Raw genomic sequence first — 12,982 nt, forward strand, 5'->3', positions numbered from 1 at the left:
GCGCCCGGGCTTCGGTCCGGGCGCCTTTTCTTTTGGGAGTGCAATAGGGTTAGAACGACGCCCATTCGCCATCGCCAGTTGCGGCAGTCGCGCGCGCAGGCGCCAGCAGCGGCTTGACGGGCGAGACATAGCCGGGCGACGGGGCTGCCATGCGCGGCGCACGCTTCTGACTGCCGCTACGAGCACCAACATCGAACCGATTGGCCTGCACCAGGAGGGCCTGCACTTCGCCCGACAGATTGCGTGCCGCCGCCGACGTCTGCTCTACCATCGCGGCATTCTGCTGGGTCGAATGGTCCATCGTGCCGACAGCGGACGAGATCTGGGTCACAGCGGTCGATTGCGCCTGATTGTCCGACGCCATACCGGCCAGAAGGCTGTGCACTTCTCCGACATCGGAGGCGATGACCGCGAGCGCCATATCCACCTTCTGCACCATGCCGACTGCGGCGACGATATCGGTTTGCGTCGCCGTCAGCTGGTCTCGGGCGCGCCCAGCCTCTTCTTCAGCGCGCATCGCCAGCGCCGAGACAAGGTCCGCGACCACCGCGAAGCCCCGCCCCGCCTCGCCCGCCCGGCCCGCCTCCACGGCCGCGTTCATCGCCAGCACGCGCGTCTGGAAAGCAATCTTGTCGAGACCCTCGATCACGCTGTCGATGCCCTTGGCGCTTTCGGCCACGCGCGTCATTGCCAGCACCGCGGCGTCCGTGGTTTCGCGACCGCTCCCAACCGTCGCAGTGGCACCATCGGCCCGAGAAACCGTCTCGGTCGCCGCAGTGGCGGTGGCCTTCAGCCGGCCGTCCATCTGTGTGATCGCAGCCGCGGTTTCTTCGAGGCTGGCGGCATTGGCTTCGGTGCGCCGCGCCAAATCTTCGGAGGCGTGGGCGATTTCGTCCGCACCGGTGTTGATGGCCGTGGCGCTTTCCAGCACCGCGGCGATCAATCCCCGCAGGCTGCCCAGTGCCGCGTTGAACTCCTGCCGGACGGGCTCATAATCGGTCGGGAAGGGATCCCGGATATCGCGCGTCAGGTCACCCGCCGAGATCGCCGTGATCGCCGAGCGCAACGCGCTGGTAACCTGGGCCTGGGTCGCGGCATTCTCTTCTTCGGCGCGCGCCTGCTCGGCGGCCGCGAGGCGGAAGATCTCGCAGGCGCGGGCCATGCGGCCGATCTCGTCGACCTGCTTGGTATAGGGGATCGTCGTCTCATGTGCCGCGGCGAGCGCTTCCATTGTGTCCGCCAGCGTACCGATAGGCTGGATGATGCTCCGCCGCGCGATCTGCAGCGCGAACAGCCAGACTCCCAAAACAAGGATGCCGATCCCGATTGCAATCCAGCCGACGAGGCGATTCATCGCGCTCGCATCGCTCGTCAGCCCTTCGGCAATGCGTATCTGCTCCGCGACCAGCGCGCTCAGGGCATCCGAGACAGGATCGATGGCGGGATAGAGGCGATGGACGACAAAGGCGTCGAGCCCAGCACGATCATCGCGCTTCAGAATGGCTTCCAAAGCGTCGGCCTCCGCATCGGCCGCACGGATGCGCGACTCTGCCGCCGCAGCCAGTTCAGCCTCACGACCGCTGATCGACGTGCCGCTATACGCTTTCCAGTTCGCCGCGGCCTGCGCCCGGCCAGCCGCTATGCGGCGCTCAGCTTCTGCAAGCGTGAAATTGCCGTTGCGCGCCTTGTGCGATGCATCAACGATGCTGACGGCATAGGCATCGGCTACCGCCTTGATCTGCCGAAGCGGTAGCACGCGATCGGCAAGGAGCGTGTCGAACTTGGCAGTATTTGATCGAACGCTGAGGCTCAGCGTACCGATGATGATCAGGAATGCGGCGGCGAACAGCGCCAGGCAGAACATCAGCTTCGCGCGAATAGTGTAGCCGGAAAGCATGCGACCAGTCTCCCACCGGCAGCAACCAGGCGAGAGGCGCGAAGCTGAAACGGTTGGAAACATTATAGCCACAAGCGCGCGATCAAGGCGGCAAGTTGGCAAATTTTATGCTTCATTATCAATGGATAATGCGGCCATCGGCCTCGTAGATCACCCCGCCGGCTTCAACCCCAGCAGCCACGGCCGCACCCGTCCGGTGGGCTTCGCCGCCCCGTCCAGCCGCTCGGCGCGGACGATCGTCACCGGCTTGAGTATCATCTGGCCCTTCATCACGTCGCGCCCGCCGCCGCTGGGCAACGCGAGGATGCGCTGGACCACGTCCATGCCCCCGATCACCTGGCCGAACGCCGCGAAGCCGAGGTTGGCACCGCGCGCGTCGAGCCCCGGATTGTCGCCGACCATGATCGAGAAATTGCCGTTGGCCGAATTGGGGTTCGGCCCATGCGCCATCGAGATGGTGCCGTTCAGGTGCTTGAGCCCCGTCTTGCTGGTCGGCTCCAGCGGCAAGGGGTCGAGCATGCGCCGCGCATCGGTGCCGACGCCGCCCTGGATGAAGCCTTTGGTCGGCTCGGTCTTGCGCCGCGCGGTGCGGTAGAAATTGGTGCCCTCCAGCCGTCCGTCATCGACATAGGCGAGGAAGTTGGCGACCGTCTTGGGCGCGCGCTTGGCGTCGAGCGCCAGCGTGATCGCGCCCATGCTCGTCACCAGCCGCACCCGGACCTGGCCGGGAACGGTCCGCGGCTGCGGCGGTGCCGGCGCTGCGGACACCGCCAGCAGCGCCAGCCCGGCGACGAAGGCCCGTCGCAGCACGCGCCTAGACGAGCCGCGAGTGCTTGACGGCGGCTTCGATGAAGCCCGCGAACAGCGGGTGCGGATCGAACGGCTTGGACTTGAGCTCGGGGTGGAACTGCACGCCGACGAACCAGGGATGGTCCGGCCGCTCGACGATCTCGGGCAGCGTGCCGTCGGGCGACATGCCCGAGAAGACGAGGCCGCCTTCTTCCAGCACCGGCTTGTAGGCGGTGTTCACCTCATAGCGGTGGCGGTGGCGCTCGCTGATCGAATCGGTGCCGTAGATCGACGCGACGACGCTGTTGCCGCCGAGCTTCGCCGGATAGGCGCCCAGCCGCATCGTGCCGCCCAGGTCGCCGCCCTCCTCGCGCTTCTGCAGGCCGTCGGCAGTCATCCACTCGGTAATCATGCCGACCACCGGCTCTTGCGTCGGGCCGAATTCGGTCGTCGAGGCGTCGGCGATGCCCTGGGCGCGGACGCCCTCGATGCACGCCATCTGCATGCCGAGGCAGATGCCGAAGAACGGCACGTTACGCTCACGCGCGAAGCGCACGCCGGCGATCTTGCCCTCGCTGCCACGCTCACCGAACCCGCCGGGAACGAGGATGCCGTGCATCGGCTCCAGCATTGCGGCGACTTCGGCCTCTTCCTGCTCGAACAATTCGGCGTCGAGCCAGCGAATGTTGACCTTCACCCGGTTGGCGATGCCGCCATGGACCAGTGCCTCGGTGAGCGACTTATAGGCGTCGGGCACGCCCATATATTTGCCGACCACGCCGATGGTGACTTCGCCCTCGGGGTTCTGCAGCCGCTCGACGATGCCGCTCCAGCGGCTGAGGTCGGGGGACGGGCCCGGCTCGATGCCGAACGCCTTGAGCACTTCGCCGTCCAGGCCTTCGCCGTGATACTGCAAGGGCACCGCATAGATGCTCTTGGCGTCGAGCGCGGGGATCACCGCCGAGGTCGGCACGTTGCAGAACTGGGCGATCTTGGCGCGCTCGCCCGCCGGCAGCGGCCGCTCCGAACGGCACACCAGCACGTCGGGCTGGACGCCGAGTGCTGCGAGCTCGCGCACGCTGTGCTGGGTCGGCTTGGTCTTCAGCTCGCCCGCGGCGGCGATGTACGGCACCAGCGTCACGTGGATGCTGACCGTCTGGCCGCGGCCGAGATCGTTGCGGAGCTGGCGAATCGCCTCGATGAACGGCAGCGACTCGATGTCGCCCACCGTGCCGCCGATTTCGCACAGCACGAAGTCGAGATCCTCGGTCTCCGCCTGGGCGAACGCCTTGATCGCGTCAGTGACGTGCGGGACCACCTGCACGGTGGCGCCCAGATAGTCGCCGCGACGCTCGCGCTCGATGATCGTCTTGTAGATCCGGCCCGAGGTGACGTTGTCGGCCTGGCGCGCGGTCACGCCGGTGAAGCGCTCGTAATGCCCCAGGTCGAGATCGGTCTCGGCGCCGTCGTCGGTGACGTACACCTCACCATGCTGGTGCGGCGACATCGTGCCGGGATCGACGTTGAGATAGGGATCGAACTTGCGGATGCGGACTCGATAGCCACGGGCCTGGAGCAACGCCGCGAGGCTCGCTGCCATGAGACCCTTGCCGAGCGAGGAGACCACGCCGCCGGTGATGAAGATGTACCGCGCCATGGGAGAAAACGCCTAACGTCAAAGGGCGCAGACCGGCAAGCGTTAGAATCCGCCGGTCGCGCAAATTTTACGGTGAATCCGCCGCAAGCGCGGCGAACTACGGATGCTTACTGGCTGAACGGAACCGCGCTGTTGCCGGTCGGCGCCGTGTCGTTGCCGGTCGGCGCCGGGGCGGTCGGGACCGTGAGCGGGGCGACCGCGGCGGGCGCCTTCTGCAGGCCCGCGTCGATCTTGGTCGAGTGCCGGGTGGCCGCCAGGAAGGCGAGCACGATGCTCATCAGGATGAATGCGGTCGCCAGCATCGCGGTCATGCGGGTCAGGAAATCGGCCGCACCGCGTGCCGACATGAGACCGGCCGGGCTGCCGCCCGAGGTGAGACCGCCACCCTCCGACTTCTGAACGAGGATCACCCCCACCAGCAGGGCGGCGATGATGAACTGAACGACGAGGAGGAAGGTGAACATGAAATCCGGTGCCCGTTAGCGAAGGGCGCGACATAGGCGAGCCGCCCGGCGCAATCAACCGCCTGTTCCACCCCCGACTCAAGCGCCTGTGCGCAACCCCATGGCGGATCGGCATTTTCATCGCGATTTTCGCACAACATTTCGCCCGCGCACTGAAACCTAGTTGTAAAATGCGCGTTTGTTTCTTCGGTTCGATGCCGTGCCGGGCCTGAAACGAACGAGTGGTGCTTGTGAACGCTATGTCCGAACAGACCCTGTGGGGGTGGAAGAATACGCTGATCGATTATGTGCGCTCGGGGGAACCCGATCTCACCAATCGGCAGATGGCGCTGCTGATGCTTGTATATCTGGACCCCGGCCCCCATACGGTGCGCGGTCTGGCGCGGGCGCTCAACGTCTCGAAGCCGGTGGTCACGCGTGCCTTGAATCGACTGGGTACGCTCGGCTATCTGCGCCGCCAGCGCGACGACACCGACAAGCGCAACATCTTCGTAGCGCGCACCGCGGAAGGGGCAGAGTTTCTTGCAGAGTTCGGGCATTTCCTCGCTGGCAACCACCTCAGCGAGCCAGTCCCAGAGCGCGCCGACGCGTAAGCGTCTGGCGCTGGACGGCCGTTCGGCCGCGATTGATCCCCGGGTGGACGCCGTCCGCCCCGACATCGCCGATATCCGCCTGGCGGGCCGCGTGTTCGCGCCGCATTATGCATCGCCGATGCCGCGGGTGATCCATTTCGAGACGCCGCTGCGCCCTTCTTCCAAGGGCGACGAGCCGGCGCTGGCCATGCTCCAGAAGGGCGACGTGTTCGAGGTTCTCGAAATTGCCGGCAGCCACGCCTGGGGGGTTGCCCCCGGCCCTGCTTTGGTAGGCTATATCGACGCATCGGCCTTGGGGGAGACCGAATGATCGCGCATGTCTTCATCGACGGTGCCGCCGGGACGACCGGCCTCGAGATTCGCGAGCGCCTTGCCGGCCGCGCCGAGATCGAGGTGATGGTCCTCGACGACCAGGACCGCAAGGATCCGAAGAAGCGCGCGCAGGCGCTCAATGCCGCCGATTTCGTCATCCTCTGCCTGCCCGACGACGCGGCCCGCGAAGCGGTCGCGATGATCGAGAACGAGCGGACGCGGGTGATCGACGCCTCGACCGCCTATCGCACCGCGCCCGACTGGACCTATGGCTTTGCCGAGCTCGAGCCCGGCCAGGCGGCGGCGATCGCCGAGGCGGCGCGGGTGAGCAACCCGGGCTGTTATCCCACCGGCTTCCTGGCGCTGGTCCGCCCGCTGATCCGCGCCGGGCTGATCCCGCACGACTTCCCGCTCAGCATCAACGCCGTGTCGGGCTATTCGGGCGGCGGTCGCGCGATGATCGCCGAATTCGAGGGTGACGGCCCCGATCGGACCGAAACCGCCTTCCGCCCCTATGGCCTGTCGCTCGCGCACAAGCATGTGCCCGAGATGCAGAAGCATGCGCGGATCGAGCATCCGCCGATCTTCCTGCCTTCGGTCGCGCGCACCTATCGCGGCATGATCGTCGAGGTGCCGCTGCCGCTGTTCGCCTTTACCCGCAAGCCCTCGGTCGAGCAGCTGGAGAACGTGCTGCGCGACGCTTATCGCGACTCGCCGGTGGTGCAGGTGCTGCCCGCCGACGTGGCGACGGTGTCGATCGAGGAAAATGCCGGCACCGATCGCCTCTCGGTCCGCGTGTTCGGCAATGACGAGACCCGCCAGGCGCGGCTGATCGCCACGCTCGACAATCTCGGCAAGGGCGCAGCCGGCGCGGCGGTGCAGAACCTCAACATCATGGCCGGATTGGAACCCACCGCGGGTCTGGTTCTCTGACCATTGAATTCCCCTCCCGTCCGCGGGAGGGGAAATCAAACTTCAAAATTTGCCGCCTTCGCATACCTATTCCTCCCCTTCGGCTTGATCTTTCGGCCGCATTGGTGTCTCGCGGGGCGAACCAATCGAGAGGGAAATGATGCAGCAGCCCGTCGGCAAATTGCTTCTGTTCGGTGCCACCGGTGATCTGGCGCAGCGCATGCTGCTCCCCTCGCTCTACGCGCTGCACGCCGATGGCCTGTTGCCCGAAGGCCTCACCATCACCGGCACCGCGCGCTCCGATCATGACGACGAAGGCTATCGCGCCTTCGCCGCCAAGGCGCTCGAGCAGTTCCTGCCCGCCGAGCGAAAGGACGACAGCGCTGTCGCCAGCTTCCTCCAGCGCGTGCATTATCAGACGCTCGATGCCTCGCAGACCGAGGGCTATGCCGCGCTGAAGGAAAAGCTGGGCGACATCTCCGGCGGGCTCGCCATCTTCCTGTCGACCGCGCCCTGGCTGTTCGGCCCGACCATCAAGGGCCTCGAATCGGCAGGTCTCGCCGGCGAGAATGTTCGCATCAGCCTGGAGAAGCCGCTCGGCCGCGACCTCGCCTCCAGCCGCGAGATCAACGACATCGTGGCGGAAGCCTTCCCCGAGGAGCGCACCTTCCGCATCGACCATTATCTCGGCAAGGAGACGGTGCAGAACATCCTCGCGCTGCGCTTCGGCAACTCGCTGTTCGAGCCGATTTGGAACGCGCGGGGGATCGACAGCGTGCAGATCACCGTCTCGGAGACGGTGGGCCTCGAAGGCCGCGCTGGCTTCTACGAGGATACCGGCGCGCTGCGCGACATGGTGCAGAACCACATGCTCCAGCTCGTCGCGCTGCTCGCGATGGAGCCCCCTGCCCGCTTCGACGGCACCTCGATCCGCGACGAGAAGGTCAAGGTGCTCCGCTCGCTGCGCAAGATCACGCCGGCGGAAGCACCCAACCTCACCGTGGTCGGCCAATATGGCGGCGGTGCGGTGAAGGGGCAGATCGTCCGCGATTACGCCACCGATCTCGGCAAGGAATCGCGCACCGAAACCTTCGTCGCGATCAAGGCGCATGTCGACAACTGGCGGTGGCAGGGCGTGCCCTTCTACCTCCGCACCGGCAAGCGCCTCGCCGAGCGGCGCTCGGAAATCGTCATCCAGTTCAAGCCGGTGCCGCACTCGATCTTCGCCGAGCGCGGCGGCATGCTCCAGCCCAACGCGCTGGTCATCCGCTTGCAGCCCGAGGAATATGTCCAGCTGCTGGTGATGGCCAAGCAGCCGGGCCTCGACCGCGAGGGCTATCGCCTCCGCGAAGTGCCGCTCAACCTCAGCCTCGACACCGAATTCGCCGGCACCACCCGCCGCATCGCCTATGAGCGCCTGCTGCTCGACCTGATCGAAGGCGATCCGACGCTGTTCGTCCGCCGCGACGAGGTGGAAGCGCAGTGGGAATGGATCGACGCGATCCGCGCCGGCTGGGACGCCAATGATCTCAAGCCCAAGCCCTATGCCTCGGGCAGCTGGGGCCCCTCGCTCTCGATCGCCCTCACCGAGCGCGACGGGGTGCACTGGCACGAATGATCAGGAGGGGAGCGAAAGCGGCTCCCCGTCCCTATATTGGACCCCGCGCGGCCGGACGGCTGCCTTACGGTCCCACCAAATTGAAGGAGCTGACATGACGACCGAAATCGAATGGTGGGACTATGAAGACTCCGCCGAAATGGGCGACGCGCTCGCGGGCGACGTGCAGTTCATCATCGAGAGCGCGATCGACGCGCGCGGCGCCGCAGTCATCGCACTCGCCGGCGGCCGCACCCCCGGCCCGATCTACGCCAAGCTGAGCAAGGCCAAGCTCGACTGGAAGCGCGTGACGATCATCCCCACCGACGACCGCATCGTCCCGATGGGCGATCCGATGTCCAACGTCACCGGCCTCGCCAAGGTGTTCCTGCCGCTCGGTGCCCGGGTGATCCCGGTCGTCAGCGAGAAGGCCGACGACTATAAGGCCGCCGGCCGCGCCGCGGATGCGCGCCTGCAGGATTTCCACTGGCCGCTCGACCTCTGCCTGCTCGGCATGGGCGCCGATGGCCACACCGCCTCGATCTTTCACGGCCCCGATCTCGCCGAGGCACTGACCGGCCCCAAGGAGCGCCGCGCGCTGGGCGTGATGCCCGATCCGCTGCCGCCGGAAGCGCCCGTCCCCCGCGTGAGCCTGTCGCTCGCCGCGATCGTCTCGGCGCGCGCACTGATGATCGCGATCACCGGCCAGGAAAAGAAGGACGTGCTGGAGCGCGCGATCTCCGAAGGCGCCGGTTCGACCCTGCCGATCGGCCGCGTGCTCGCCGAAACCGAACTGCCTGTCGACATCCACTGGAGCCTGTAAATGGCCAATCTGCACGCCGAAATCGCAGCCGTCACCGATCGGGTGATCGAGCGGTCCAAGGCGGGCCGCACCGCCTATCTCGAGCTGATCCGCCGCGAGCGCGAGTCGGGCAATGACCGGCCCAAACTGGGCTGCGCCAACCTCGCGCATGCCTATGCCGGCACCGAGGAGCAGCGCGATGCGCTGAAGGCGGGCAACCGCATGAACATTGGCATCGTGACGTCGTACAACGACATGCTGTCTGCCCATGCGCCCTATTATCGCTATCCCGAGCAGATGAAGGTCTGGGCGCTGGAAGCCGGCGCCACCGCGCAGGTGGCGGGCGGCGTGCCCGCGATGTGCGACGGGGTGACCCAGGGCTATCAGGGCATGGAGCTGTCGCTGTTCAGCCGCGACACCATCGCGATGGCCACCGCGGTGTCGCTCAGCCACCGCGTGTTCGAAGGCGCGGCGCTGCTCGGCATCTGCGACAAGATCGTGCCCGGCCTGCTGATGGGCGCGCTGCGCTTCGGCCATCTGCCGATGGTGCTGATCCCCGGCGGCCCGATGCGCTCCGGCCTGGCCAACAAGGAAAAGGCGGCGGTGCGCGAGCGCTATGCCGAGGGCAAGGCGACCCGCGAGGAACTGCTCGATTCCGAGATCGCCGCCTACCACGGCAAGGGCACCTGCACCTTCTACGGCACCGCCAATTCCAACCAGATGATGATGGAGGCAATGGGCCTCCATGTCCCCGGCTCGGCCTTCGCCAATCCGGGCACCAAGCTGCGCCAGGAGCTGACCCGCCACGCGGTCCACCGCCTCGCCGAGATCGGCTGGAACGGCGACGATTACCGCCCGATCGGCCATGTCGTCGACGAGCGTGCGATCGTGAACGCGGCGATCGTGCTGCTCGCGACCGGCGGCTCGACCAACCACCTGATCCACGTCCCCGCCTTCGCGCGCGCGGCCGGCATCACGATCGACTGGGAGGATTTCGATCGTCTCTCGCGCGCCGTGCCGCTGATGACCCGCGTCTACCCGAACGGCTCGGCCGACGTGAACCAGTTCGAGGATGCCGGCGGCCCGTCCTTCGTCATCAAGGAACTGCTGCGTGCGGGTCTGATGCACGGCGACGCGCTGACCATCGCCAAGGACGGCATGGCCGCCTATGGCCGCAAGCCCGACATCGAGGGCGACGCGCTGGTCTGGACCGAGCATGGCGAGAAGAGCAACGACGAGAATATCGTCCGCACGGTAGAGACGGCCTTCTCGCCCGAGGGCGGCTTCCGCATCCTCAAGGGCAATATCGGCCGCGCCTGCATCAAGGTCTCGGCGGTCGAGCGCGAGCGCTGGATCATTGAGGCCCCTGCCCGCGTCTTCTCCGACCAGCTCGACGTGCTGGAGGCATTCCAGGCCGGCGAGTTGGAGCGCGACGTCATCGTCGTCGTACGCTTCCAGGGCCCGCGCGCCAACGGCATGCCCGAGCTGCACAAGCTCACCCCGCAGCTCGGCGTGCTCCAGAACCGCGGCTTCAAGGTGGCGCTGGTCACCGACGGGCGCATGTCGGGCGCCAGCGGCAAGGTGCCGGCGGCGATCCACCTGTCGCCGGAAGCCTTGGGCGGTGGCCCGATCGGCAAGGTTCGTGACGGTGACATCCTCCGTCTGGACGCCGAGAACGGCACGCTGGAGGCGCTGGTCCCGGCCGACGAGTGGGATGCTCGCGAGCACGCGGTCGCGCCGCCCCCGGCCGTCGGCACCGGTCGAGAGCTGTTCGCGATGATGCGCCATTACTGCGACGAAGCCGAAAAGGGCGCGTCGGCGATGCTGCACGAAGCGGGCCTGTAAACCTGTAACGCATGTAAATCATACCCGGGTCGACCGCGCGGACTTTACATCCGCGCGGCGGACGGGAAGAAGGACGGCCGCCCACTGGCAACGTTGACAGGGGCGCCAGAGAGAGGATCGAAATCGGATGGAAGTCGTCGCCGTCGACATCGGGGGGACCCACGCGCGCTTCGCAGTGGCAGAGGTCGCGGAAGGCCGCGTCGTCTCGCTCAGCGAGCCGATCACCCAGAAGGTGGCCGAACATCCCAGCCTCCAGCTTGCCTGGCGCGCCTTTGGCGAAAAGCTCGGCCGCCCCGTGCCCAAGGCCGCTGCGATCGCGGTCGCCTCGCCGATCAATGGCGACCTGATCAAGCTCACCAACAATCCCTGGATCATCCGCCCGCCGCTGATCCCCGATCGCCTCGGCGCCGATACCTGGACGATCGTCAATGATTTCGAGGCGATCGGCCATGCCGTCGCCCAACTCGAGAACGAGGCGTTCCTGCATCTCTGCGGACCCGAGACGCCGCTGCCCGACAAGGGCTCGATCACGGTCTGCGGCCCGGGCACCGGGCTCGGCGTCGCGCAGGTGTTCCGCCACCGCGGCGGCTACGACATCATCGCCACCGAAGGCGGGCATAGCGACTTCGCCCCGCTCGACGCGATCGAGGATGCGCTGGTGAAGCGCCTGCGCCGCACCTATCAGCGCGTTTCCAAGGAACGCATCGTCGCCGGCCCGGCGATCGTCTCGATCTACGAGACGCTGGCCGACCTCGAAGGCGTGCCGGTCGCACGGCTCGACGACAAGGCGATCTGGACGCTGGCGCTGGACGGCAAGGACAGCCTGGCCGTCGCTGCGCTCGACCGCTTCTGCCTCAGCCTCGGCGCGGTCGCCGGCGACCTCGCGCTGGCGCATGGTCCCAAGGCCGTGGTGATCGCCGGCGGTCTGGGCTTGCGCCTGAAGGACCATCTGCTGCAATCGGGGTTCGGCGAGCGATTCGTCGCCAAGGGGCGCTTCCGCTCCCTGATGGCGACGATCCCCGTCAAGCTGATCACCCATCCCCAGCCGGGCCTGTACGGCGCTGCCGCCGCCTTCGCCCAGGAGCATGCACAGTGAGCGATACTCGTCCTTCGATCGAAGCCATCATGCGTACCGCGCCGGTCATTCCGGTGCTGGTGATCGACGACGCCGCCAAGGCGCGTCCGCTTGCCGAGGCGCTGGTGAAGGGCGGCCTGCGCGTGCTCGAAGTGACGATGCGCACCCCTGCCGCGCTGGAAGCCATTCGCGAGATGAAGAAGGTACCCGGCGCAATCGTCGGCGCGGGCACCGTCGTGAACACCCAGCAGTTCGAGCAGGTCATGAAGGAGGACGCCGAGTTCATCGTCTCCCCCGGCCTCACCGATCGCCTGGGTGACGCGATCGTGAAGAGCGGCGTGCCGTATCTGCCGGGTATCGCCAATGCCGGCGACATCATGCGCGGCATGGATCTCGGCCTCAGCCACTTCAAGTTCTTCCCGGCCGAGACCTCGGGCGGCCTCAAGGCGCTCAAGGCCCTCGCCGCCCCCTTCTACCAGGCGAAGTTCTGCCCGACCGGCGGCATCAGCCTGGCGAGCGCGCCGGAATGGCTGGCATTCGACCCGGTGCTCTGCGTCGGCGGCAGTTGGATCGCCAGCGGGTCGCTGGAAGAGGTGGAAGCCAAGGCCCGCGAGGCGGCGGCGCTCCCGCGTTGACTAACCTTAAGCCCCTCCTCCTTGGAGGAGGGGTTGGGGGTGGAGGGATTCCAGAACGTAGTTTGGTCTATGCGAGACACAGCCCCACCCCAACCCCTCCCCTGAAGGGGAGGGGCTTAGCTTTTTTCATACCCTTGCCCCGCCCTGATATACAAACCATATACGCTCCGTAGTTGCCATCCAAACCGGAGCACCCAATGGGCATCGTGAAAATCGCCGACGACCTCCACGAGGAGGCCCGCCGCGCCAGCGCCGTGATGTGCCGCTCGATCAATGCCCAGGCCGAATACTGGATGAAGATCGGCATGCTCGCCGAGGCAAACCCCACGCTCTCCTTCAACGAGATCGTCCGCCGCCAGCTGGCCGAGGCGCAGGTCGGCGCCGCCGCGCTCGAGGCCGCCTGA

The 12,982-nt window shown here is 66.8% G+C and carries 13 protein-coding genes; 9 read left to right on the forward strand and 4 right to left on the reverse strand.

Annotation, left to right across the window (positions count from 1 at the left end; all coding sequences use genetic code 11):
- Positions 1-49: 49 nt before the first annotated feature.
- The 4 genes from ABIC35_RS05620 to secG all read right to left on the reverse strand — a co-directional run bounded on the left by ABIC35_RS05620 (position 50) and on the right by secG (position 4,807).
- Positions 50-1,897: a methyl-accepting chemotaxis protein gene (locus ABIC35_RS05620; protein ID WP_121077407.1), complete on the reverse strand. Its 1,848-nt coding sequence runs from the start codon at positions 1,895-1,897 to the stop codon at positions 50-52.
- 150 nt (positions 1,898-2,047) lie between these two features.
- Positions 2,048-2,707 carry a peptidylprolyl isomerase gene (locus ABIC35_RS05625; RefSeq protein ID WP_121077409.1) on the reverse strand — a complete coding sequence of 220 codons (660 nt, stop codon included), beginning with the start codon at positions 2,705-2,707 and terminating at the stop codon, positions 2,048-2,050.
- Between the two features lie 4 nt (positions 2,708-2,711).
- Positions 2,712-4,343, reverse strand: a complete 1,632-nt coding sequence (locus ABIC35_RS05630) for a CTP synthase (RefSeq protein ID WP_121077411.1) — start codon at positions 4,341-4,343, stop codon at positions 2,712-2,714.
- 107 nt (positions 4,344-4,450) lie between these two features.
- Positions 4,451-4,807 carry a preprotein translocase subunit SecG gene (gene secG / locus ABIC35_RS05635; RefSeq protein ID WP_121077413.1) on the reverse strand — a complete coding sequence of 119 codons (357 nt, stop codon included), beginning with the start codon at positions 4,805-4,807 and terminating at the stop codon, positions 4,451-4,453.
- A 239-nt stretch (positions 4,808-5,046) separates the two neighbouring features.
- Between secG and ABIC35_RS05640 the strand changes: the two genes are divergently transcribed.
- From ABIC35_RS05640 to ABIC35_RS05680, 9 genes are all read left to right on the forward strand, one after another.
- Positions 5,047-5,400 carry a MarR family transcriptional regulator gene (locus tag ABIC35_RS05640; protein ID WP_084582629.1) on the forward strand — a complete coding sequence of 118 codons (354 nt, stop codon included), beginning with the start codon at positions 5,047-5,049 and terminating at the stop codon, positions 5,398-5,400.
- A 43-nt stretch (positions 5,401-5,443) separates the two neighbouring features.
- Complete coding sequence (locus ABIC35_RS05645) at positions 5,444-5,710, forward strand: SH3 domain-containing protein (protein ID WP_354278338.1); 267 nt, start codon at positions 5,444-5,446, stop codon at positions 5,708-5,710.
- A complete protein-coding gene (gene argC / locus ABIC35_RS05650; RefSeq protein ID WP_121077415.1) occupies positions 5,707-6,645 on the forward strand; it encodes an N-acetyl-gamma-glutamyl-phosphate reductase in 939 nt (312 codons plus the stop codon). Before ABIC35_RS05645 ends, argC begins: the two co-directional genes overlap by 4 nt.
- 136 nt (positions 6,646-6,781) lie before the next feature.
- Complete coding sequence (gene zwf / locus ABIC35_RS05655; protein WP_121077418.1) at positions 6,782-8,242, forward strand: glucose-6-phosphate dehydrogenase; 1,461 nt, start codon at positions 6,782-6,784, stop codon at positions 8,240-8,242.
- A gap of 94 nt (positions 8,243-8,336) precedes the next feature.
- Positions 8,337-9,044, forward strand: a complete 708-nt coding sequence (gene pgl, locus ABIC35_RS05660; RefSeq protein ID WP_121077420.1) for a 6-phosphogluconolactonase — start codon at positions 8,337-8,339, stop codon at positions 9,042-9,044.
- A complete protein-coding gene (gene edd, locus ABIC35_RS05665; protein ID WP_121077422.1) occupies positions 9,045-10,868 on the forward strand; it encodes a phosphogluconate dehydratase in 1,824 nt (607 codons plus the stop codon). It abuts the gene before it with no gap.
- Positions 10,869-10,995: 127 nt separating this feature from the next.
- The gene (gene glk / locus ABIC35_RS05670) at positions 10,996-11,964 is read left to right on the forward strand and encodes a glucokinase (RefSeq protein ID WP_121077424.1); all 969 of its coding nucleotides are present in this window, start codon (positions 10,996-10,998) and stop codon (positions 11,962-11,964) included.
- A gap of 29 nt (positions 11,965-11,993) precedes the next feature.
- Complete coding sequence (eda, locus tag ABIC35_RS05675) at positions 11,994-12,578, forward strand: bifunctional 4-hydroxy-2-oxoglutarate aldolase/2-dehydro-3-deoxy-phosphogluconate aldolase (RefSeq protein ID WP_121079421.1); 585 nt, start codon at positions 11,994-11,996, stop codon at positions 12,576-12,578.
- Positions 12,579-12,775: 197 nt separating this feature from the next.
- The gene (locus ABIC35_RS05680) at positions 12,776-12,982 is read left to right on the forward strand and encodes a ParD-like family protein (RefSeq protein WP_121077426.1); all 207 of its coding nucleotides are present in this window, start codon (positions 12,776-12,778) and stop codon (positions 12,980-12,982) included.

This window comes from Sphingomonas trueperi, assembly GCF_040545965.1.
In the GTDB taxonomy this organism is placed as follows: domain Bacteria; phylum Pseudomonadota; class Alphaproteobacteria; order Sphingomonadales; family Sphingomonadaceae; genus Sphingomonas; species Sphingomonas trueperi_C.

Bases quoted from the DNA above. Each gene is read 5' to 3' on its own strand.
- ABIC35_RS05620 (WP_121077407.1), bottom strand. From the start codon at position 1,897: ATGCTTTCCGGCTACACTATTCGCGCGAAGCTGATGTTCTGCCTGGCG.
- ABIC35_RS05630 (WP_121077411.1), bottom strand. From the start codon at position 4,343: ATGGCGCGGTACATCTTCATCACCGGCGGCGTGGTCTCCTCGCTCGGC.
- secG (WP_121077413.1), bottom strand. From the start codon at position 4,807: ATGTTCACCTTCCTCCTCGTCGTTCAGTTCATCATCGCCGCCCTGCTG.
- ABIC35_RS05640 (WP_084582629.1), top strand. From the start codon at position 5,047: ATGTCCGAACAGACCCTGTGGGGGTGGAAGAATACGCTGATCGATTAT.
- argC (WP_121077415.1), top strand. From the start codon at position 5,707: ATGATCGCGCATGTCTTCATCGACGGTGCCGCCGGGACGACCGGCCTC.
- zwf (WP_121077418.1), top strand. From the start codon at position 6,782: ATGATGCAGCAGCCCGTCGGCAAATTGCTTCTGTTCGGTGCCACCGGT.
- pgl (WP_121077420.1), top strand. From the start codon at position 8,337: ATGACGACCGAAATCGAATGGTGGGACTATGAAGACTCCGCCGAAATG.
- edd (WP_121077422.1), top strand. From the start codon at position 9,045: ATGGCCAATCTGCACGCCGAAATCGCAGCCGTCACCGATCGGGTGATC.
- glk (WP_121077424.1), top strand. From the start codon at position 10,996: ATGGAAGTCGTCGCCGTCGACATCGGGGGGACCCACGCGCGCTTCGCA.
- eda (WP_121079421.1), top strand. From the start codon at position 11,994: ATGCGTACCGCGCCGGTCATTCCGGTGCTGGTGATCGACGACGCCGCC.
- ABIC35_RS05680 (WP_121077426.1), top strand. From the start codon at position 12,776: ATGGGCATCGTGAAAATCGCCGACGACCTCCACGAGGAGGCCCGCCGC.